Source organism: Winogradskyella bathintestinalis (assembly GCF_030407435.1).
GTDB classification, from domain to species: Bacteria; Bacteroidota; Bacteroidia; order Flavobacteriales; family Flavobacteriaceae; genus Winogradskyella; species Winogradskyella bathintestinalis.
The window spans coordinates 36404-59942 of sequence record NZ_JASDDK010000005.1 but is presented as its reverse complement, the minus strand read 5'-3'; the positions used below and the strand labels follow the sequence as shown (position 1 = coordinate 59942).

General features: G+C 35.1%; 13 protein-coding genes. 5 read left to right on the top strand and 8 right to left on the bottom strand.

What is annotated here, in order from left to right; translation table 11 throughout:
* Window positions 1-110: 110 nt before the first annotated feature.
* From QMA06_RS12880 to QMA06_RS12845, 8 genes are all read right to left on the bottom strand, one after another.
* A complete protein-coding gene (locus tag QMA06_RS12880; RefSeq protein WP_290207279.1) occupies window positions 111-1385 on the bottom strand; it encodes an ABC transporter permease in 1275 nt (424 codons plus the stop codon).
* Window positions 1382-2536, bottom strand: coding sequence for an ABC transporter permease (locus tag QMA06_RS12875; protein ID WP_290207278.1), 1155 nt, complete (start codon window positions 2534-2536; stop codon window positions 1382-1384). Before QMA06_RS12875 ends, QMA06_RS12880 begins: the two co-directional genes overlap by 4 nt.
* Complete coding sequence (locus QMA06_RS12870) at window positions 2533-3687, bottom strand: ABC transporter permease (protein ID WP_290207277.1); 1155 nt, start codon at window positions 3685-3687, stop codon at window positions 2533-2535. Before QMA06_RS12870 ends, QMA06_RS12875 begins: the two co-directional genes overlap by 4 nt.
* A gap of 158 nt (window positions 3688-3845) precedes the next feature.
* Complete coding sequence (locus tag QMA06_RS12865; RefSeq protein WP_290207276.1) at window positions 3846-4604, bottom strand: SpoIIAA family protein; 759 nt, start codon at window positions 4602-4604, stop codon at window positions 3846-3848.
* Between the two features lie 165 nt (window positions 4605-4769).
* Window positions 4770-5477: an ABC transporter ATP-binding protein gene (locus tag QMA06_RS12860; protein WP_290207275.1), complete on the bottom strand. Its 708-nt coding sequence runs from the start codon at window positions 5475-5477 to the stop codon at window positions 4770-4772.
* A 12-nt stretch (window positions 5478-5489) separates the two neighbouring features.
* Window positions 5490-6620 carry a hypothetical protein gene (locus QMA06_RS12855; RefSeq protein WP_290207274.1) on the bottom strand — a complete coding sequence of 377 codons (1131 nt, stop codon included), beginning with the start codon at window positions 6618-6620 and terminating at the stop codon, window positions 5490-5492.
* A 10-nt stretch (window positions 6621-6630) separates the two neighbouring features.
* The gene (locus QMA06_RS12850; RefSeq protein ID WP_290207273.1) at window positions 6631-7203 is read right to left on the bottom strand and encodes a TetR/AcrR family transcriptional regulator; all 573 of its coding nucleotides are present in this window, start codon (window positions 7201-7203) and stop codon (window positions 6631-6633) included.
* 345 nt (window positions 7204-7548) lie between these two features.
* Window positions 7549-8154 carry a peptidase associated/transthyretin-like domain-containing protein gene (locus tag QMA06_RS12845; protein ID WP_290207272.1) on the bottom strand — a complete coding sequence of 202 codons (606 nt, stop codon included), beginning with the start codon at window positions 8152-8154 and terminating at the stop codon, window positions 7549-7551.
* 536 nt (window positions 8155-8690) lie between these two features.
* On the opposite strand from QMA06_RS12845, the gene QMA06_RS12840 reads away from it, so the two are divergent.
* From QMA06_RS12840 to QMA06_RS12820, 5 genes are all read left to right on the top strand, one after another.
* Entirely contained in the window at window positions 8691-9143 is a 453-nt protein-coding gene (locus tag QMA06_RS12840; protein WP_290207271.1) for a hypothetical protein, read from the top strand.
* 252 nt (window positions 9144-9395) lie between these two features.
* A complete protein-coding gene (locus tag QMA06_RS12835) occupies window positions 9396-10721 on the top strand; it encodes a hypothetical protein (RefSeq protein WP_290207270.1) in 1326 nt (441 codons plus the stop codon).
* Between the two features lie 76 nt (window positions 10722-10797).
* Window positions 10798-12261 (top strand): T9SS type B sorting domain-containing protein, encoded by a 1464-nt coding sequence (locus QMA06_RS12830; RefSeq protein ID WP_290207269.1) that lies wholly within the window; start codon window positions 10798-10800, stop codon window positions 12259-12261.
* A 1-nt stretch (window position 12262) separates the two neighbouring features.
* Entirely contained in the window at window positions 12263-15247 is a 2985-nt protein-coding gene (locus tag QMA06_RS12825) for a PorP/SprF family type IX secretion system membrane protein (RefSeq protein WP_290207268.1), read from the top strand.
* A gap of 69 nt (window positions 15248-15316) precedes the next feature.
* Window positions 15317-23530, top strand: a complete 8214-nt coding sequence (locus QMA06_RS12820) for a T9SS type B sorting domain-containing protein (protein ID WP_290207267.1) — start codon at window positions 15317-15319, stop codon at window positions 23528-23530.
* Window positions 23531-23539 lie beyond the last annotated feature (9 nt).

The following is a 23539-nucleotide window of genomic DNA, read 5'->3' as shown; positions in this document are numbered from 1 at the left end:
ATTCTTATGTGAAGTGGACAATTTGAACGTTCGAATAGTTTTATATTTTTATAATCTGGTTATTATAGTTAATTTTTTGTCTAGATCTCTATGTTCTAGCTTCTTATGAATCACACTTCAAGCTCGCTAAATAAATTAGCGGTTTCTCTTTTATAAATTCCGATTCCTGCCAACATGGTACCAAAAACCATCGCTAAAACACCGGGAATAAATCCAATATAAAATAGACTTGGTGTTATTTTGGCACGTAAAACCGAAGGCATTATCATAGACGAATTATCCAAATAACTGCTAATATCTATGCCGACTACCTGCATGTAATAGGTTATTCCTAACCCAATAATGGTACCTAAAATTGAACCAATCACACCAATTAGAACTGCTTCCATCACCATGGACCAATAGATGTTTGCTTTCGATTCTCCTAATGCCAACCGAATACCAAATTCTTGATAACGTCTTAATCCTCCCAATAAACCCGTGTTCCAGAGCACTATTGACATGGCTAAAACAAATATAAAAATAAATAGGGCTGACATCACATCGGCATAATCCAATAAACTCGCCAAATTATTTTGCTCTCTAAGCGTCAGCATTTCAGGTGAAAATTCATCTGTAAATTGTTTATAGGAATCATTAAATGAAGCTGCTACGCTACTGGTTTCGGATTCCTCGTAAACACCAGATTTTAAATACCCCAAAATTTCTCCTGTCGCATTGTCCATATCCAACATGAGCTGTGCATCGGATATATCGATTATTAATGCGCCTTTATCCATTGCCGATGTTCCAAATCTAATAGTGCCGCTAATTATAAAGGTCTTAAAGGTCATACTTCCATTCATTGTTGAACCAAAAAGTGTAATTTCATCTCCAAGATTCAAATTTAATTTCTCTGAAAAATCGTGCCCAATTATAGCATTTCCAGAATCTTTTGGAATTGTTCCTGTGACTAGAGACGCTTCAAGATTCATACGTTTATTTTCGCCACTTTTACCTGAAAATAAATCGAGGGCCATACCTGTTGCTGGCCCTTGTGCCCTTGTGTTTCCTTCGGCGTTTGGCACATCAATCAGCCCACCAAATTTAATACGCTGAATCCATTGCATTTGTGGATAATCGGCTCGTAAGGTATCCATCCATTCCGAAACGTTGAGCAGCGCCAAATCGTTTGGAACCTGGTCTTTATTTTCGGCATAAGCCTGTGTCATCACTTTAACATGACCTGTTTCAAAACGTGCGTTTTGATCGATGATATCGCCAAAAGCCCCTTTTAAGTAACCGCTTAGCAATACCGTTAGTCCAACACCTAAAGCTGTTATGATAATAGGCAGTATACTTCTGCTCCTATCGCGTAAAATACCTTTTAATAAAAATTTTATCATTGTAATTTTCCTTTTAAAGCTAATACTGGATTCATTTTTGCAATCTTACGGGCTGGTAAATAACTTACAATCGCAGAGGCCAAGATGAGAAATATTATAGTTAATCCTATTATGAGCGGGTCGTAAACTGGAAAAATAGCTTTGTCTAATCCAATGGCCATATCTCCTGCAAATTCAGGCATTTTTATTCCAGATTGGTTGAGATATAGAAAAATAGGCATTCCATAAATACAACCTACAACTATAGAGAAAATGCTATGCATGGTGCCTTCTATAGTAAATAATGAGACCACTTTAGATGGTGTCATACCCAAGGCGACATAAGTGCCGATTGCTTTTTGTCGTTTGAAAATAGAAAGAACTTGGGTATCGAATATGGCCAATAATGCTATCAGTAGAAACACTAAATACATAACGGCAGAACCAATGCTTTCTGTAGCAATAATATCTTCTATATCTTTTAGCAATGCTTTTTGGGTCACAAATTCCCAGTTAACCAAAGGTTTTACTTGATATTCATTATTGCTGACAAACATGGTGGCATGATTATGCAAATTCGTCATATTCCAAAGTTTTTCTAACGGCAACCAGATTTGACCAGCATCAACAGATGTTACTGTAGTGTTAAATATGTCGATGATGGTAATGTTTGACGCATCATACGCCCCATTTTTATCTCTCCAGCGTAAAATTACTTCATCTCCAATGGCCAATTTAGTCGCATCAGCCATTTGTTTTCCTATAATTGCTGGAATATTAGCTGTTGAATGTTTAAATTTTTCTGTAGGAATTTTGAGCACATTTTGGTCCGTTTCTATACCTTTTAAAAGCACAGAAACCATTCGACCTTCAGGATAAATAGAGCCCTGTTGTATTAGAATTGGTATGGCATTATCAATAGTTTCAGGTATTAAATTATGACCATCTTGAATGGAAAAAGCATTATAAGGGTCGTAGTTTTCATTTAAAATATGACCATAACCATAATCCCAATCAATGCCGTCTTCCTTGGCTTGATTGTTCCAACCCTGCAATAGGGCATTAAAAAAGATAATTATGATAAATGCAAAGGACAACACAATGACATTGAGCCAAGTGCGCAATCCTGCGCCAATTAAATTTCGATAGGCTAATTGAAAGGCTAGCTTCATTGTAGTTTACCCTTTAATGCTAAGACCGGATTCATTTTAGAAATTTTCTTTGCTGGTATAAAACTGACGATGGTTGCTGAAATGGTTACCAGCAATACAGTACCTATAATAAGCTGTAAACCAAAGACAGGATAGATTTTATCAGCTAGGGACACACCCATATCTTGTGATGCCTGTGGCATTCCAATGCCTGTTTTGTTTAAATAGATAAACAAAGGAATTCCATAGATACATCCTACTATCATGGCCAAAAAGCTATACATACTACCTTCTACGGTAAATAATCGTACCACTTGATGGCGTGTCATCCCTAAAGCGATATAGGTTCCTATTTCTTTCTGTCGTCTAAAAATGGACAACACTTGCGTGTCGAAAATAGCGAGCAGTGCAATGGCAAGCAACAGTAGATATAAAATGGATGAACTGTACTTTTTCATACTAACAATAGCATCTAAATCCTGAAGCATTTCGGCTTGAGTTTCAAAATTCCAACCTTCAATATTGGAATGCTTGTAATTGGAATTTGCAATAGCCATGGTGGCGTGGTTGTGCAAACCCGTCATGTCCCAAAGCGTTTCTATTGGCAGCCAAATTTGTCCACTGTCAACGCTCGCAACGGTGGTGTCAAAAATTTCTATGATGAAAATGTTGGACGCATCAAACGTACCGTTCTTATCGCGCCAACGTAACAACACCTCGTCGCCTACTTTCAGGTTTGCGGATTCTGCCATTCGTTTTCCTATGATGGCAGGAAACCTTACCGAACTTGATTGAAACGTTTCGGTTGGGATTTTAATGACATTTTGGTTTGGATGAATACCTTTTAATAAAACAGGGACCATTCTCCCTTCAGGATAAATATTTGCTTGTTGAATAAGAATTGGTCTGACGTCCTCTATTTGTGAAGGCATCTCAGCATGACCATCTTGCAGGGTAAACGCATCAAATGGATCGTAATTATTATTACGCAGATGGCCATGACCATATCCCCAAGCAATAGTGTCCTGTTTTGCCTGTTGATTCCAACCATCCATTAATCCATTAAAAAAAATGATAATGACGAATGCAAATGACAACACCGCAACATTGAGCCAGGTGCGTAGTCCCGCCCCAATGAGATTCTTATAGGCCAGCTGTAGAGTGAGTTTCATGTGCGTTTTTTATGGCCTGCCCCAATGCAAGCATGATTTTTAATTCCGATGGCTATCGAAAGTTAAATGAAACATCTTTGGAAACATTTTCTGCGCGATTAAAATTAAATCATGGATGTTTCATGACATGAGTTTCAATATCATTGATTATACCAAGTCTATATTTTTAACCAATTGATGGCTTCAGTTTCTTCATCCGCCGCAAATCCTTTCATGGAAATTCCTGGGATTATTTTAGACTCTACTTCGGCAAGCTTTCTAGCCCATTTTTTATCCGTAACAATGGCGAATTTTTTCATATTACTTAAAGCCGCAAAATCAGCTTTCATAGCTTCTGTAAAAGCTTTAAAACTATCAAAGCCATCAAAATCCTTATAATAACCCAAGAGGTTTATTTTTTCATTATCATTCTTGTTTTTAAGGATATTGTAAAGTGCAGTCATACCAGCTTCATCAATTTCCCCATCTACGGTAAAAGTAAAAATATCTGTATTTTCAATTTTATTGATGTTCATTTTAGTCAGGTATTTATCTTCATCCACCGTATTATCATCATCATTTTTCAACCATGCAATGGCTTCGTCGCGTTCGTCAAGGTCAAAATGTTTAATGGGAATGTTTGGGGTTACAAAATTACCTATTGGCAATATGGTTTCAGTCCAGTCGCGATCTGAGAGCACCGCATATTTACTAATGCTTTCCATAGCTGCCTTTTTCATCTTAAGGGTTTTTCCAAAGGATTTGAAAAAATCAATATCGGGGAACTCGTTCATAGTTCCCAGAAGTTTTACTTTTTCGTTTTGTTCTGATTTTTGTTCGAAAAATTGATTCAAGTTTTGAATATGTTCTTTCTCAATTTTTCCTTCAATTGAAAATTCAAAAATGTTGGCGTTTTTTATTTCTTTCAGTTTAATCATAATTTTTTGTTTTAAAATTTATAATTCAGTCTTCAGTATTTAGTGTTTAGTGTTTAGTGTTTAGTGTTTAGTGTTTAGTGTTTAGTAAAAAGTTCATTAATGAATGCTACCTATGAAAATTTATTGTTTGTAATTTCTCATCTCTAATCACCATCATACATTACATTATTGATAAGCCTCTTTAACAATAATTTCATCCTTTTCTACAGCGCCATCACGTAACGAGACAATTCGATTTAAGTACTTCATTACTTTTTCGTCGTGTGTAGAAAACAAGAAAGTGGTGTTGAGTTCTTTGTTTAGTTTTTTCATCATTTTTAGAATGATATGAGCATTTTCGGCATCTAAATTGGCTGTTGGCTCATCCGCAATAACCAGTTCTGGCCGTTTTACCATCGCTCTTGCAATAGCAACACGTTGGCCTTCACCTCCCGAAATCTTATCTGGTTTTTTATTGGCTAAATTGGTTAAACCCACCCAATCCAAAGCTTCCATTACCATTTTATGACGTTGGGCTTTGGTGTGGTTTTGAAGCAATAAGGCAAATTCCACATTTTCGTAAACCGTATAAACTGGCAATAAATTATACACCTGAAAAATTAATCCGATATGATGATTGCGAAGTTTCGCTGATGCCTTGTGGGATAGTGTTGCGATATCTTTGTTCATGACCAATGCTTCACCTTCTGTTGGACTATCTAATGATCCAATAATGTTGAGCAGGGTGGTTTTACCTGAACCGCTTGGACCAACAAAGCCAGCAAATTCGCCTTTATTAAATTCGAGATTGATGTCTTTTAAGGCTGTAAATTCGCCTTCACCAACTTTAAAACGCTTGGTAATATGTTTAAGACTTATAATGTTCCTTTTCATAATTGAAAAATATTAATAATTATAGACTAGCATCAACCGGATGCCTGGACCTGAGAAATTGTTAACTAAATTGTTTTCCTGAATGCCCTGTTGACCATCTGGATTGTAATATGCCATGGCATAACCTGTAATTTTTTTGAATTGTCGTTCGTAATTGAGCAAGATGGTATTGTCATTAGTTTCCCAATTGTAATAATAGAAAGTATTTATAGTATCAAATAAACCCAATGGATAATTTGATGATATGGCAGTAATGTTAGTGGTATTATTAAAATTAAAAGCCTGTTCATCAAAGGAACCCATAAGATGTTCTACAATAACATTTAATCCATTTCCTATTCCGAAAGTATAATCACTGCCAATATTCAGTAACGCTTGATTGGTCAATAGCCCCAAATTTTTGCTCTTTTTGCTGTATGTTGCTTCAAACCATAGACCAACGGTTACATCCCATTTAGCATCTATACCATATTTATTTTCTGTAATATCATCAAGCGTTTTAAACCCAGCATAAGAAGTTGTATTTATAGCTCTGTGATGGTACGATATTCCAATTTCGCCTCTAGGAATAGGATGTTGAAAACGACCACCAAATTCAGGTTGGTTGTCATTAGTTTCCAAGGCATCAAAACCTCTGGTTTTTTCATTTCCGTACAAACCCCAAATCCAAATATTTGCATTGTTCAGAAAGTAATAACGTGCTAAAACGCCATAAACACCATTGGTTAATTGTAGTGGATCTCTTGGATCAATTTGATTAAACCATTGTAAGGGACGCAATAAAGTAGCGACACCAAAATCCATTTTTTGAAGACCAGTACGAATCTCGAATTGATCATTGGAATAACGCGCCCAAATCCGATAAGGGTTAATATCAGCATCGGTATCTGATGCATCAAAAGGATGAAACAAAATCGAAGCACTTGAATTTACCGAAGCCTCAAAATCTATAAATTGAATGGAATCCAAATCAATTTTGTAAGACAGTTCGGGAATATAACGTGCACCTATAAAACCATTTAAGTCATTGTTCGGACTATAACTGGACAACACAGATAATTGCCCTCTAAAATCAAGGTGCTTTTGTGCTAAAACACTAAATGAGAAGCACATAAATAACATTATATGAACTATTTGTTTCAATATGAATTATTTATGGAAGTATACCATAGAAAAAGAAATTTGTTAATTCCATAATTAAAGCCTCTTCCGTATTATAATATTTTATCAGTTGCTTATCCACTAATTTCGTGTTTAAATCATTCAACATATACATCATAAAATCGATGTTTAAATCTGCTCTAATTTCACCTTTCCTTTGTGCTTCAATAAAATCTTTCTTAACCTGTTGTAGAGAATTTTGATTTAACTCTTCTAATTTTTTATGTAATGGACTGTTATCTTTTTTTAAAATATCGACAATAAACTCTTCGCTAATTCCTTTAGCATCGTCGTACTGTAGTTTTACTATGGCATCTACTTTTACTCGAAAATCATCATCACTGCTCATAATTTTAGTGTAACGTCTCATCGATTTATTAAAGACCTGTTCTAAAACAGCTTCTGCAATAGCTTCTTTGTTTTTATAATGCCGATAAAAAGTCATTTTGCTAACTTCGGCCTGCTCACTTATTTCCTCAACCGTAACACGTTTAATGCCGTATTTCCAGAACAATGTTTTTGATGCTCTAAGCAATTTGCTTTTGGTTTCATTTGATTCTGGCATGATTCAATTAATTAAAAATTACGCATTATATCTAATGTTACTAAATTAGTAAATAAATACGAATTATGTAACATTAATTGTATCTTATTATTTAGCTAATTAAATAAGACAGAGACCCTTTTATAGAGATAATTGGGCGTTTCTAATAAAAGTATGAGCGTCAATAATATGCAGGACTTATATCATAACATGATGTATTAGCACATCTATAAAACTAAGCACCAAGTAGAAAATTTTAAATGAAAGGTGACTCTAATTTTAAATATTTATTGATTATTAAAAACAAAAAAAAATGCTCCAAATTAATTATTAGAACATTTTATACGATGTTAAGGAGATGGAATATTACGATTTCATAGAAGCGGTATCTTGCTTTAAAACTATATTACGTTCAGCCACTAATATGCCATCTACCACTTTAGTTGATAATATTCTAGTAGGATCTCCTTTTTTAGCCATGCGTTTTCTGCAAGTTCTTGTTAATAATGGGTCATCATCAAAAAGAAATGTTTCAATAGCGTATGCATCCTTAGAAGGTTCTTTTACAATGGGATGTACTTGCTGTAATTGATTAAATCTTCTATCTCCTCCTGGCACAAACGTATAAAATGTATACCTACCGTTTGCGTCAGTCTTTACCCAACCTCGATGCATAACATATCGGTCTTTACCTGTATTTCTTAATTCGAAATCCCCATGTTCATCGGGTTGTTCAATATATAGAATAATATCACTAGCAGGAGTTACACCATCGCTCTGATAGATAATACCTGTTAATTTTAATTGATTATTTTTTGATCTAAAATCAGGAATCGTATCAGTGTTCTTCAATTGATCTTCAGATCGATCAAAAATAAGTGTGTTTAGATCGGAAATAGCATCTTGTGCAAAAATAGGATTGAGGTTGCTATTGAAACAAATAAAACAAAAAAACAGAATAAGGCTTTTCATGGTATTAAACTTTTGATTTATACCAAAATTGCTGTTTTTTATAGGTTAATCCCTTAAAAATCTTCTCTATGCATTATTTTAACGACAAACCGAAATAAGTGACAAATTTTCACGATGAAATACTAGGTCTAAAATATTATGTTTTAAAAAGTAATATTATTGCATTTAAAATATCAGAATTAATTAATGCATAACGTATTAAAAAACAAGGACTATCCCTTCTATCTATATTATAATTTTAATGTCCAATTCATATAAGAAAACTACTAATTCTTCAGAAAGATTTTCAATGTATTCCAATAGACGATAATTATATAATTTATCAAAATTATGTGAGACAATTGGAAAAGAACAGGCGTAATTAAAAAAAAGTATTTCATCGATAAAATATGCATTTTACCTAGCAAAGACGTAGTTTATCCTCTAAATTTGTATTTCATGAGTGAAAATTATTTTCTTAAAATGTCAATATTTAATTGTTTTATGTAATTAATTGTATAGATTTGTTCTACTAAGATTAATTTAAAAGCGTAAATATGAATACCAAATCTACTTTATTTTGTGCTATTTTTCTTCTAATGATTAGCATGAGTTTTGCTCAAAAAAAGAATGAGACTCAGAGTATAATTAGTGGCAAAGTTAACATCGCAAAATATCACAGTCGAGAAGACCTAAAAAAATTAAAAAAAGGAGATCTATTAGTACTATATATAGAAAGAATTGAAGTTATCGTAAATATTCTACCAAATATTGCGTTTGCGACGAAACCTGGAGTTACTATGAAATCTTTAGGGATTCCAGATACAAAAGATAATAAGAAAGCTTTGGAAGATAACATTGAGGCTTCTATTACTTATTTTGATAGTACTATAGAGTTTCAAAAATCGATATTACCCTATTCAGATACTAAAGACTTAATAGCCGCAATCCTATTTTATGAGTCGACCTTAAAATCTTTACATACATACGAAGATTTGAAAAAAGATTAGTTAGTTTTATTTATATGTGTTTAAAAACCTTGTTAATTAATTGACGAGGTTTTTTTATTGGCCTCATAATTTAACAAAATTCAATAAAACCATTTTTACTCGATAAAAAGTAATATAATGAGAGAAAGCACTTACTAATTAAATAATGTTAAGCATTTCATCGATATTATTTGTGTTTCATGGGTATTTTCTTTATGTTTGATCTCATATAGTTTAAATAACCCTTAAATCTAAACTTTAAATTTACCTACTATGAAAAAAATTACGCCCTCTACACTTTTCTTTCTTTTAGTGTTTGGTAATTTATTTGCCCAACAAGAAAAAGGCATAACTGGCTACAACAACTGGTTAGACACATGGACAGACTTTCAACCAAATAAAACTAGTTATGAAGAACCAACACAAATTTTAACTGGTAATATAACTGAAAACACAACTTTAACGAAGAGTAATACTTACCTATTGTTAGGTGATGTATTTGTTACAGACAGCACCACAATAACCATTGAAGCTGGTACTGTAATCTTAGGCGATTATAAAACCAAAGGTTCTTTAACTATTAGTAATGGTTCCAGAATTTTGGCTGAAGGAAAGCCTACTGATCCTATAATCTTTACGTCTAGTAAAACAGATAAAAAACCAGGAGATTGGGGAGGCCTTTTTATATTAGGCAACGCACCTATTAATACCTTTGGTGAAGTGGCTACTTTAAATTTTGGATTAAAACATTCCTCTACAGAACATATCAGTTATGGAGGAGATAATAGCGATAGTGACGCTGGTAACATGCAATATGTTAGAATTGAATATGCTGGAAAAAAAACAAAAGAATTCGGAAATTATAGCGGACTTACTTTAGCCGGAGTAGGATTACGAACAACTATTAACAATGTAATGGTAAGTTATTGTCAAGGCAACTCTTTTAATATATTGGGTGGTGAAGTCGATTTGTTTAAAACTATTTCTTATAGGTCTAATAGAGATGATTACTTTTTTAATTTTGGTACACAGGCGCATATTGAAAATGCTTTAGCCGTAAGATCACCCTATATCTCTAGTGCAGATGGATCGCGATGTATGTCTATTCATTCTTATGATATTAAAGAAAATGCAGACGCTTCTAAAAAAGAGACTTCTATTACGGCTGAAAACCTCACGTTGCTTAATGTTAGTAATGATTTAAAATCAGATATTAAAGTTGGTTTGGTACAAGAGGCCATTTTTATAGGACCAGATACATCATTTAATATTCATAAAAGTGTAATATCAGGATTTAAACCTGCCGTAATTTTAGATGCTTCAATTGCCATTAATAACGAAAATCTTAAAAAGATTCAATTTACGCGCTCTTATTTTAACAATTGTAAAGGAAACATTTTCAGAAAAGACTATACAAACAATGACGATTTAGAAAGTTGGTACGGAAGTCGCGCTTTTGACAATGTCTATTCAAAGGGTCCAGATTCTGAAACTTTTATTGATTCAGAAAACAATAGATCGCCAGATTTTAGATTACGAATCAACAAAATTATCGCATCAAACAACTTATTCGATGAAGATGATCAAGAAGATGAATAATAGCAACCTAAAATATATAATCACAATTTTAAAACCTAAATAGCATATAGACTAGAACTATACAATTCCCAAACTGATGCTTATACCTACTCCCTTAACCCAATTCATTCTTGGAATTTGCCTTATTACCGTTTTTATGTCGAAACGTGCTAATGCGCAGGTTGTAATTAGTACACCAAATTTAGGGTTCAGTCAGGCATGTGCGAGCGAATCATTTAACACCTTTAATACTACTTTTATTTTTTCGCCAGCGTCTGCTATAGGTGAAAGCAATCAGTTCTCAATAGAATTATCCGATGCGGAAGGTGATTTTTCAGATCCAGTAATTATACATACCACTAATGCAGGTGAAGTTATAGTGTCACCGACGACGCTTAGCTTTTCATTGCCAGAAACAGTAGCTGGAGAAGGCTATCGTATTAGAATAAAAAGTAGTGCTCCTGTAGCTACCAGTTCTAGATCTATCCCATTTGCAGCTTATTATAAAGCCCAAGATTCCCCTTTTACCATTAACAATTTGGTTTCAACAGGTGCATTTTGTTCTGGTGGGAGCTATTTATTAACGATTGACAATCCTGGCAATGGTTCTAACGATTCACCCTTGCTTTATCCTAATCTTACGTTTAATTGGTACAAAGAAACGAGCCCTACAACTTCGGTTTTTATCGCTGAAGGCCCAACCTTATCTGTTAATACCAATGGCACCTATTTTGCAGAAACAAATTATGGCACCTGTACTTCCAATTCATTTTCTAATCGCGTTATTATTAGCGAAGCGATAGCTGGTGAAGCCAATGCAACTATTGCTTCGAGTTTAGGAAATCCATTTTGTCCGCAGCAAGGCTTCACAACATTAAGTACTATTGGAGGAAATTCTTATCAATGGTTTAAAGATGGAAATATAATTCCAAATGCCACAGATCAAATGTACCAAACTAACGAATCAGGTACATTCTCAGTGCAAGTTGATTTAGGAGATTGTTCTGCTTCTGGTTCTATAGACTTGATTAGTGAATTATTTGAAAGTTCCATCGATGTTGCCGAATATAATGAAATGCAGTCGGAAGAAACTTTATTAGTTAACGTTACTACAACGGCTCAAAATCCAATATTCGAATGGTATTTAAATAATAACCGTATTGCAAGTGCAACAGAAGCTACTTTTCAAGCTTCAGAATTTGGAGACTATTCAGTCGTAATTTCGGAAACCTCTGGTTGTGAAGCTTCAATAGAATATGTATTCGTTATAGAAGAAGCGTTTGATCTTTTTCCTGATGTAGAAAAAATTCCAAATATTATTAGTCCAAATGGTGACTTAATCAACGATACCTGGATTATACCTTCAGAATATGTAAGTGGCACAAATACTGAAATTATTATAATGACCAACCGCGGAAAAGTGGTTTTAAAAACTAACGATTATTTGAACAATTGGCCAGAAGACGACTTAAACCTTACTAGTATTAATCAAGTGTACTATTATATCATCACCACAACTGATAACCAAACAAAAAAAGGTTCTATAACCGTCTTGAAGTGATATGAAAAAATATCTTTTGATATTAATAATTTGTATCTGTTCTGTACAGACATTCTATTCTCAAGAAGATGATGGAGTGGTTTCGCTTGCCATCCCAACTAGGAATTCTTTAACTTTTAATCGGTATTCCATAAATCCTACTTTCAGTTTCGTTAGAGAACAAACAAAATTTATCAGCGTCTATAATAAACGAGAATGGGTAGATTTTGAAGACGCACCACTCACCTATTTAGCAAGTTATTCTGGCCGCTTTGGTGAAAATATAGGAGCAGGAATTGGTTTGTTTCAACAAAATTATGGCGTACTTACTACTTTCGGTGGTATTTTAAACTTTGCATACAATGCTAAGATAGCTCACGATAGCAATCTAACTTTCGGTCTTAATATCGGTGCTTATAAAAGCGGTGTTAATACAGGGAATGTGGTTACAAATTTCGACGATCCATCTTTACAAAATGTACCAGAGAATTTACTATTAACAATTAATCCAGGTATTAACTATGGCACCCAGTTTTTAGATTTTGGACTATCTGTTAACAATTTAGCCTTATATAATTTTGAATCTTCGACTTTAATAGAAGATAATCCGCAACAAAGTATTCAGGCACATATAATGTATACAGGCTACATGAGTAGTAGAGGTTTTTTTGACGAAAGCAAGTTTACAGGCTTATTAAAATCAGATTTTCAGAAAGACGAAACCGTCATTTCTGGTGTCGTTATGGTAACAGTTCCAAAAGGAATTTGGGGACAAGTTGGTTACAATTCGCTTTATGGTGCATCTGGTGGTGTAGGAATCAATATTACAAAACAAATTGCTATTGAGTATAATTATGAAAAGGGTTTCGGGGATTTAAATAATTTTGGATCGTCTCACGAAATAACGTTAGCATACAGATTCAAAAACGATAATTACTATGATTACAGTCGTGAAGATGAAGTTAGCAGTATTCTTTCTAGTGGAAACAAGAGACGTCGTGTATCAAAACCGTCCAAATCACGAGTTGTCTCAAGTCGAAAAGCAACAAATGAGCCTAAGGAACAATCAGAAACTGATACACAAGCCAACTTAGTGGCTGCACAAAATGCGAAAGCCAAAGCTGAAGCTAACCAAAATAAAATATTAGCAGAACAACAAAAAGCACAACAAGAAACTGCAGCTCAAACCAAACTAATAGAAGAACAAAAAGCTAAAGAACTAGCCGAGATACAAGCTGAATTAGATAAAATTGAAGCTGATAAACAAGCAGAAGCAAGAGCGGAAACAAGAGAAAGAATTCAAGCTGAACAGATGGCTAAAGCAGAAGCTGATGCACAAGCTAAACTAGTAGCTGAGCAAAAAGCTAAAGCAGAAGCCGATGCACAAGCTAAACTAATAGCAGAACAAAAAGCTAAAGCAGAAGCCGATGCACAAGCTAAACTAATAGCTGAGCAAAAAGCTAAGGAAGAAGTCGATGCACAAGCTAAACTAGCTGCAGAACAAAAAGCTAAAGCAGAAACCGATGCACAAGCTAAACTAGCTGCAGAACAAAAAGCTAAAGCAGAAGCCGATGCACTAGCAAAACTAGTGGCTGAGCAAAAAGCCAAAGCGGAAGCTGATGCACAAGCTAAACTAGCTGCAGAACAAAAAGCTAAAGCAGAAGCCGATGCAAAAGCTAAACTAGCTGCAGAACAAAAAGCTAAAGCAGAAGCCGATGCAAAAGCTAAACTAGTGGCTGAGCAAAAAGCTAAAGAAGAAGCTGATACACAAGCAAAACTATTAGCAGAACAAAAAGCTAAGGAAGAAGCTGATACACAAGTAAAACTATTAGCAGAACAAAAAGCTAAGGAAGAAGCCGATGCACTAGCAAAACTAGTAGCAGAACAACAAGCTAAGGAAGAAGCCGATGCACAAGCGAAACTAGTAGCTGAGCAAAAAGCTAAAGAAGAAGCCGATGCACAAGCAAAACTAGTAGCAGAACAACAAGCTAAAGAAGAAGCCGATGCACAAGCGAAACTAGTAGCCGAGCAAAAAGCTAAAGAAGAAGCCGATGTACAAGCAAAACTAGTAGCAGAACAACAAGCTAAAGCAGAAGTTGATGCACAAGCTAAGGCAGATGTCATCCCTAATGCTACCGATGATTTGGCTAAATCTATGAACAACATAACAAAAGGAGCTGAAGAATCTAGGTTAATACAAAATGAATTATTTAGACAATTCAGCGACATTGTTAACATTAAAGACCAAGATCTTAAGGATCTTAAAGAAGAAAATGATTTAAGTGATCAAGGAATTACAGTACAACCAAAACCTTTTAAAAGTGTTACTGCTGAAAATAATGCACTTAAGGCGATTAAAGCAGATTTAGAAAATGTGATTAAATCACGAAGTGAAAAAATTGATGAATTAAATCAGCTTTATGAAGAAAGAACAGCTATAGGAACCTTTGCATTAGATGAAGTGAGTCTATTCTATAAAAAAGAAATAAAGAGATTAAAAAATGAACAATTAAAGGCTATCGAACTGAAAATTCAATTAGATAAAAAACTCGAAGCGATTAAAATCGCCACAGAATTCGAAAAAAGAAGACGAATTAAACGAGCGGCCTTTAACAACGAAGAAGATCGATATAGCCAAGATAGAGCACTATTAAAAAGTATAAAACAGACCACTCAGATGAGTGATTCTCCATTAAAAACTGATGACTTTGATTTCGGTGAGACTCTTGGAAATAATATTAAAATTTTAAAGAATATTGATAATGTTGAAAGCGGTTATTATGTAATCATTGCAGTTCATAGTGATACCGACCGGAGAAATAAGTTTTTGACCAATATGGTAGCATCTGGAAAATCTAATATTGATTTCTTCCATGATGTGAATACAAGTAAATATTACATATACTATGACAAGTTCGATTACATTGGCGATGCCAATGAAGCCTTAAAAGCTAAAGGAAGTAAACCATATAATGGAAATATGTCTATAGTTAAAATTGAAAATTAAATAAGTGTTAAGCCTCTCTAAACTGTCTTCTCTGCCCCGAGAAAAAGTCTAGAATTTAAAAATTATATCATGAAAAAACCTACTTTTTCTAGAATAGCCATAATTGTTCTAATACTCATTTTTGGACAGCAAGCATTTGCTCAAAACTACGAACCTTTTACTCCGCGATTTAACGAGGATTTAAAAGGGGATATTGTTCTTATTGGAAACAATATTCTTGGACCAAATAATAATGCTTTTAACGACAATTCAGTATACAATCATCAAGTCGATATGACTTATATTGATATAGATAGCGATGCATCTACGTTTAGTTCCTCTAGTGCAGATTTAGATATTCCAAATCCTAATTGCTACAAAATAATTTATGCCGGATTGTATTGGGGCGCAGTAAACCCTGGCGACGAACCTATCACAGAGGTAAAATTTAAAGGTCCAGTAGGTGGTTATAATGATATCAGCGGGACGGTGATTTATGACGCCGGTAGTTCTAGTGTAGACGGTGGTGATAGTTTTTCATATGCCTGTTTTGCAGATGTAACTTCTATTGTAACCAGCTATGGGTCTGGTGTAGATTTAGGAACTTATACCATTGCCAACGTATCTTCAGCCGAAGGCGAAACGGCTACTTTCAGTCCTTATAACGGCACGGGGCAATCTGCTGGGTGGTCCTTATTTGTGGTGTATGAAGATCCTACTCTACCAGGTAAATCAATTACAAGTTTTGATGGTTTTAGTGCCATTAGTGTGGCAGGTGGAAATCCTGCATTAGATATTCCTGTTGATGGGTTTAGAACAGTTCCTGCTCCTGCTCCAGTTAGAGCTAATTTTGCCTTTGCCACGTTAGAAGGTGATAGTCCTATTTTAGGTGATCGTTTAAGACTAAACGGTGTTAGTTTATCAACTGCAGATCGCCCAGTTGCTAATTTTTTCAATAGTTCGGTAACACAATTAGATGCCACACCTGTCAATGATAGAGTTCCCAATAGTACAAATACCTTAGGGTTTGATACAGGAGTAATTGCTATTCCTAATCCAGGAAATTCAGTTATTGCTAATGACGCAACGGCTGGTACTATCCGCTTAGAAACAAGTGGTGATACTTATTTCCCTTATTTCTTTGCCTTTGCTGTAGAAATTATAGAGCCTAATATTGTACTCACTAAGATTGTGGAAGATGATGCCGGAAATGATATTGGTGATGAATATGTGGGTCTGGGAGCTTCCTTAAACTATGTTATTGGTTTTCAAAATACAGGGAATGATAATGCTACTAATTTTCAAATTAGAGATATTCTTCCTGTAAATATTATATTTAACTATCCAGAAGATTTGGTGTTACCTGCTGGTGTTACCGTCTCTAGTTACAATCCTGTAACTCGAGAAATCATTTTTGCAATTGATAATGATTTAGTTGAAGAAAACGACCCTGTTTACGAAATTAGAATTGAAGTCGAAGTCGTTGAATCTTGTAATTTATTAATAGATGCCTGTTCTAATATCATTAGTAATCAAGCTTATGCGTCTTACAACGGATTTTACAATCCAAATTTCTCAATTACAGATGATCCAAGTTTAAGTAGTAATACAGGATGTCTATTGTCACCACGAGCTACTAATTTTTTAGCTGATTTAAATTGTACTTTTTCTGAAGAGATTATTTTATGTGGTGAAAGTGTAGAACTTACTGCTGCCAATGGTTACGATTCTTATGCATGGTCTACCAGTGAAACCGGAACACCTGTTATAGGAAATACACAAACCATAACAGTTACCGAAACGGGTACCTATTATTCATTTAATACTGCCGTTGCACCATGCCAATCCATAGTTCAAATTTTTGAAGTTCAAATTTTTGGAGAAAACACTGTAAATCCCGTAATTCCTTATGCAGATGAGGTGGTTACGTGTCCTAATGACGGAAAATTATTACCTAATATTTTCTTATGTGGAGCGGAAGATTCTAGATTAATTGAAACAAACATTTCAGAATCTACTTCTGTTATTTGGGAAAAGCTTGACGAATCTAGCTGTCCTGCTGTTTCCAATTCCGATTGTGCAAATGAAGATGCTGGCTGTACTTGGGTTGAAGTACAAAATGATTCTAACTTTTTAGCTGATACTTCAGGTCAATATAGAATAACCATCAATTATCCAGGAGGTTGTTTCGTTCAGTTTTATTTCAACGTCTACGAAAATCTTTTAAATGCTACTGTTAACGCTACAGATATAATTTGTACTACCGCTGGAAGCATAACAGTAAACGGTGTACCATCGGGTTATGAGTACAGTTTAGATGGTTCCAATTTTCAAAATAGCAACGTATTTTCGGTAAACTCAGCAGGAATTTACACGGCTTACATTAGACAGGTCGGTGTTACGTCGAACCCTTGTGTTTTTACTGTGCCAGATGTACAAATTAGAGAGCGTGAATTTTCGGGCTCATCAATTGTTACACAACCACTTTGTCATGATGATAAAGGATCAATAAATTTAGCAGCAAATGATATAGATCCACAATATTCATTTTCACTTTTTGAAAATGGAACTTTAGTAAACAATGTTGGCCCTCGAATTGATAACACTTACACGTTTCAAAACTTGAATTCGGGAACTTATACCGCCACAATAACTTCTGAAAATGGATGTATATTCTCTGAAGAAATCACCATTACGCAACCACCAATTTTAACTGCTACTGCGGCTTTAACAAACCCATTATCGTGTTCTGATGGTGAGATTACAGTTTATCCTGTAGGTGGAACGCCACCTTATTATTATTTTGTAAATAGTACAACAGATTTTCAAACTGTACCTGAAATTGTTGTAACTACGGCTGGAGTTTATAATATCACAGTTGTAGATTCTAATAATTGTAGTGCAGAGGTTACACTTTCAGTTGATGCTATACCTCAGCCAGATTTTAATATAGATATTACGGATATAGCCTGTGCAGACGATATTAATTCAGGCGCATTAACCATCAATGTAACCAACGCTAATGGTACTAACGTTGAATATAGTATCGATGGTGGAACTACGTTTGTTAATTCAAATGTTTTTTCAGGTTTACCAGTTGGAGATTACAATGTAGTTCTTCAATATACCTCTGGCACTGATGTTTGTGAAACTACTCCACAATCAGCTACCATAAATACTGCCACTGCTATTACTGGTACTGCGGAATTAACCGCTCCTTTTACTTGTATTTTAGACGGAACGATTACAGTTACAGGAGTTACAGGAGGCACTGCGCCTTACACGTATAGTATTGATGGAGTTAATTTTCAAAGCAATAATGTTTTTAATAATTTAACTCAAGGTACATACTCTATAATCGTAAAAGATGCTAGCGGTTGTTCATCAGCCATGAATCAAATAGACGTAGAAGCTTTAAACCCTCCAACGGATTTAACTTTTAATAATTCCCCTATTACTTGTCCTACAAATACAACAATTGTTTCCATCACCAGTACTGTTGGTGGTATTGGCACATTAGAGTATCAAATTAGTGCTCCTGCGTCTGCGGCAACAGTTTATCAACAATCTACTGATTTTGCAAATCTAGAACCTGGCACTTATACTTTTCAAGTAAAAGATGAAAATGATTGTGTGTATAGTGAATCTTATACTATTGCCCCTATTCCTACTCCAACGTTAGCTGTTATTTTAACAAAAGACTTGGATTGTACAGCTTCACCAGACGCTGTTATTACTGGAAACATTACTGGTCCAGCACCTTATACATATTCAGTATCTATTAACGGTGGAACTTACACACCTTTAGGGTCTACAGGGACTTCTTTTTCCTATACTACTGCAACGGCAGGAACCTATCAGTTTCAAATTACCGATGCTAATGGTTGTACGGCAGAATCCTCAGAACTAACCGTTAATCCAATATCATTACCGGCTCTAAGTTTGGTAGCTCAAACACAACCTATTTTATGTAATGGAGATTCTAATGGAGCCATTGATGTGACTATCGATATGTCTGTTGGAACGCCTCCTTTTACTATTAATGTGAATAACGATACAACAGGAACAAATTATGGTACACAAACGTCTAGTTTACCAGCAGGAACATATACGGTTACACTTACAGATTCAAAAATGTGTACAACAACTGAAACCGTAACAATTGACCAACCAGATGCTATAGTAGTAGACCATGAAGCTATTGATATTACCTGTGGTGTTGGAGGAGTTTCTCAAGGTTCTGTAATTGTTAATTCAGTTACAGGTGGAACATCTCCTTATAATTATTTTGTAACAGGAACGAATGGTTATTCAAACTTTGAACTTAATAATTCAGGGACTACTTCGGTTAATTTTAATGTTGTTGATTTCGGATTGTACCAAATCAATATCGTTGATGCTAATGGTTGTTCTATTTTAGTTCAAGATGTATTGGTAGCTTCTCCTCCAACGGATTTAGATATTGATGTGACTACAACTGTAGATTGTTCTACTGGTGGTAAAGCTGAAGTTAGCATAGGTTCAACGCTTACAAGTGCAGGGCCATTTTTCTTCAGTATCTATGAAGGTCCTGGTTTTGACTATCCAACAGGTACTTGGTTAGCAGAAGATACCCCTGGAAGTGAATCTGCAACATTCACAGGCTTAATACCTGGTGTATTATATACATTTATTGTGTATGACCAATCTACAAACTGCAGTTACTATGAGCCAGCAACGATTGCTATACCAACAAACTCTACCTTAACTGCAACAGCCGTTAGTGCTAATAATATTACATGTACAGGAAGCGCAGATGGTAATGTTTCATTTACAGTTAATAGTGTTTATGGGAGTACCGTTTCTGTAAATTATGAAGTTTTTGATTCGTTAAGTTTAACAACAACTGGCATAACAGGTTCAGGATCTGTACCAGCAAACGGATCATTAAACGTTACAGAATTAGGACCATTACCTTTCGGAAACTACTTTGTTTCAATTAGTGAAACTTCTGGACCAAATGCTGGTTGTGGAGTTATTACTGTTCCTTTTAATATTACAGAATCGGCTTTCTTATTAGAATTAGCAGTTTCAATTGATCAGAATGCAAATTGTAATCCTAATTCAGGAATCATCAGTGCTATAGGTTCAAACGGAACGCCTCCATATCAATATCAAATCACAACAACTCCTGCTGCTCCACTTCCTTCGGATGCTGCTTGGAATGCTTCAAGTACATTTAATTTAGATGCTGATAGTTATTACGTACATGTTATAGATGCTTATGGTTGTATCGTTACTAGTCCGGTTCAAGTTTTGGATATGGACGCAACTCCCGTGGTTTCTGCTAGTTTTAATAACCAGTGTACCGTTGGAGAAGGTGATTTTGAAATTGATGTGACCTTAGATACGGCGGGAATTCCTCCATATAGTGTTAGTATTAACGGTGGTGTATTTCAAACTCAAACATTCCCGTTTACACTTTCAAATTTATATTCAGGAACGCATTCTATTACGATTCAAGATGTAAATGGTTGTGGTAATACAGTGTCATTAGATATTGTTGCACCAATCACCATTACCCCAGAAGTAACAACATCGCCATCTTGTAATAATGATGATGGAGCCATTACAGTAACAAGTTCTGGAGGATCCGGATCTTATACTTATAGCATTTTACCAAGTCCGGCTTCAATAAGCCTTGCGGGAAATGTATTTTCTGGAGTGCCTTCAGGAACATATACAATCACTATTACCGACACAGTAACCTCATGTACTGAAGATGTTTCAATTTCGGTTTCAGAGGCGATAGTACCAACATTGACATTAACACCAAATGAAATCACTTGTTTCGGAGATAATTCCGGTACATTCGGAATCAATGTTGCTAATTATAGTGGTGCTTATACTTATGAAATTTTAGATAATTCAGGTGTTTCTGTTTCAGGCATTGTAACTGCTAACACCTCAACTAACCCTGAATTAGTAACAGGAATGGAAGCCGGAATATATACTGTTGTAATTACAGAAACCGATATTCCGTTTTGTTCTACAACTGCAAATGTGACTATTGTTTCACCTTTAGAGGCTATGACGCTTAGCGTTTCGGAAACTTCTGATGTAACTTGTAACGATAATGAAGGCACAATTACAGCTATTGCAACCGGTGGTTGGGGAGATTATGAATATGAATTAACAGGAAATGCGACGGTAGCTTATTCTTCTAATGGTTCGTTTGCAGGTCTTTCTGCAGGTAATTATACGGTTAATGTTAGAGATTCAGGTGGTTGTATCGTCTCTGAAGTAATTACACTTGAAACTCCAGATCCTATCGCTGCAACTTTTACTCCAAGCACAACAATTTTATCTTGTTTTGGAGATCAAGATGCTCGTATAACAATTTCTAATGTAACCGGTGGGCAAGGTTCTAATTATACCTATACTTTAAATACGGTTTCACCAACACCAAGTGTTTCTGGACCACAAACTTCTAACATCTTTGAAAACTTAGGACCTGGAACTTATTTTGTAAGAATCACGGATGGTTACGATTGCGAGTTTTCATCAGTAAATATAGTGATTGCAGAACCAGAGCCAATTGTATCGAGTTTAGTAAGAACAACCACTCAAACGTGTTTAACGGAATCTACTTTAACACTGAGTGCTACTGGAGGAACTGGAATGTATTCCTATAGTGATAATGCATCATTTGCACCAATTTTAGGAACATTTACTACATCCACAACATTTTCGGTATCAGATGGAGTTTATTCTTATTATGTGCAAGATGCGAATGGCTGTGTAACTAATGTATCTAATGAAATTACAGTAGATCCCCTTCCAACATTAGAAGTAACTTTAGAATCTGCAAATCCAACAATCAATTGTGCAGGAGATAGTAATGGTTCTATTTTAGCAACTGCCTTAGGTGGGCTTGAAAATTACACTTACACTTTACAAGATAATGCAGGTAACACTATTACAGCGACTCAAAATACACCTGGATATTTTACAAATCTTTTTGCTGGTGATTATGTTGTATACGTAGAAAGTGGAGATTGTAATGCCACTTCTGCTCCAATAAGCATTACTGAACCAGACGAGCCAATTGATGCCACTATTGTAGTTAATAACGTTAGTTGTGCTGGAAGCAATAATGGATCGGTTGAGATTACAGCAACAGGTGGTACAGGAATCATTAAGTATGCTATTTCTCCACAACTCAATCAGTTTTTTGATACCAATGTTTTCGAAGACTTAGCGCCAGGAAATTATGAAATCATTGTTCAAGATGAATTAGGCTGTTTCTTAACATTTAATTTCGATGTTATAGAACCTGAACCTGTAATATTAAGTATTGTAGCCGATTCATTTTTCCCTGAAGTTTGTAGTGGAAATGCAGACGGTGAATTTAGTATTGATATCTCAGGAGGAACATTGCCTTATAGCGTTAGTTTAGATAATTATGACGGTACATATACCACAGGGTTCGCTACACAAACTCAATTTGACTTTACGGATTTAGTTGGTGGAGACCATGTTGTTTTTGTGAGAGATGCTGAGGGATGTGAATCTGAATGGAATATAACTTTCCCAGAGTCTGTTAGTATTTTACCAGAAATTCTCGTTGAAAATATTTGTGAAAACAACATTCAAGGAAACGCAGTAACAGTAAGTGTTGATGCTTCTATTGAAGATCTCACACAGCTTGATTATTCACTTAATGGCGGTCCTTTTCAAGCGGAAAATAAATTTATCAACGTAGCCGTTGGAACTGATCATTATATAGAAGTTAGACATACTAACGGTTGTATTCAGTCTACAGAATTTTTTGATATTGAAACAACTGTACCTGTAACTCTAACCCTAACCCCAGGCGGACTTAATGAATTTATAGCCAATGCCGCTGGTGGTGCAGGTGATTACCAATATACTTTGAACAATGAAGATTACGGGGATGAAACTTCTTATATCATAACCGAATCTGGCACTTATACGGTGACGGTAACGGATAGCAGTGGTTGTTTTGCAACAGCACAAATAGAATTAGAGTTTGAAGATATATGTATTCCAAATTGGTTTACACCAAATGGCGATAATCAATATGATACTTGGGCACCAGGCTGTACCGAAAATTATCCGAATTTAACCTTCGACATCTTTGATCGTTATGGACGAAAAGTCGCTACATATCATGTTGGAGAAGCTTGGGACGGTAAATATAATGGTAAGGAATTGCCAATGGGAGATTATTGGTTCGTGGTTCAAACTAATGATTCTGATCACGATAAAGAATTTGTTGGACATTTCACCCTTTACAGATAATAGCAAAGC

Bases quoted from the DNA above. Each gene is read 5' to 3' on its own strand.
- QMA06_RS12845 (WP_290207272.1), bottom strand. From the start codon at position 8,154: ATGAAAAGCCTTATTCTGTTTTTTTGTTTTATTTGTTTCAATAGCAAC.
- QMA06_RS12880 (WP_290207279.1), bottom strand. From the start codon at position 1,385: ATGATAAAATTTTTATTAAAAGGTATTTTACGCGATAGGAGCAGAAGT.
- QMA06_RS12835 (WP_290207270.1), top strand. From the start codon at position 9,396: ATGAAAAAAATTACGCCCTCTACACTTTTCTTTCTTTTAGTGTTTGGT.
- QMA06_RS12830 (WP_290207269.1), top strand. From the start codon at position 10,798: ATGCTTATACCTACTCCCTTAACCCAATTCATTCTTGGAATTTGCCTT.
- QMA06_RS12870 (WP_290207277.1), bottom strand. From the start codon at position 3,687: ATGAAACTCACTCTACAGCTGGCCTATAAGAATCTCATTGGGGCGGGA.
- QMA06_RS12860 (WP_290207275.1), bottom strand. From the start codon at position 5,477: ATGAAAAGGAACATTATAAGTCTTAAACATATTACCAAGCGTTTTAAA.
- QMA06_RS12875 (WP_290207278.1), bottom strand. From the start codon at position 2,536: ATGAAGCTAGCCTTTCAATTAGCCTATCGAAATTTAATTGGCGCAGGA.
- QMA06_RS12825 (WP_290207268.1), top strand. From the start codon at position 12,263: ATGAAAAAATATCTTTTGATATTAATAATTTGTATCTGTTCTGTACAG.
- QMA06_RS12850 (WP_290207273.1), bottom strand. From the start codon at position 7,203: ATGCCAGAATCAAATGAAACCAAAAGCAAATTGCTTAGAGCATCAAAA.
- QMA06_RS12865 (WP_290207276.1), bottom strand. From the start codon at position 4,604: ATGATTAAACTGAAAGAAATAAAAAACGCCAACATTTTTGAATTTTCA.
- QMA06_RS12820 (WP_290207267.1), top strand. From the start codon at position 15,317: ATGAAAAAACCTACTTTTTCTAGAATAGCCATAATTGTTCTAATACTC.
- QMA06_RS12840 (WP_290207271.1), top strand. From the start codon at position 8,691: ATGAATACCAAATCTACTTTATTTTGTGCTATTTTTCTTCTAATGATT.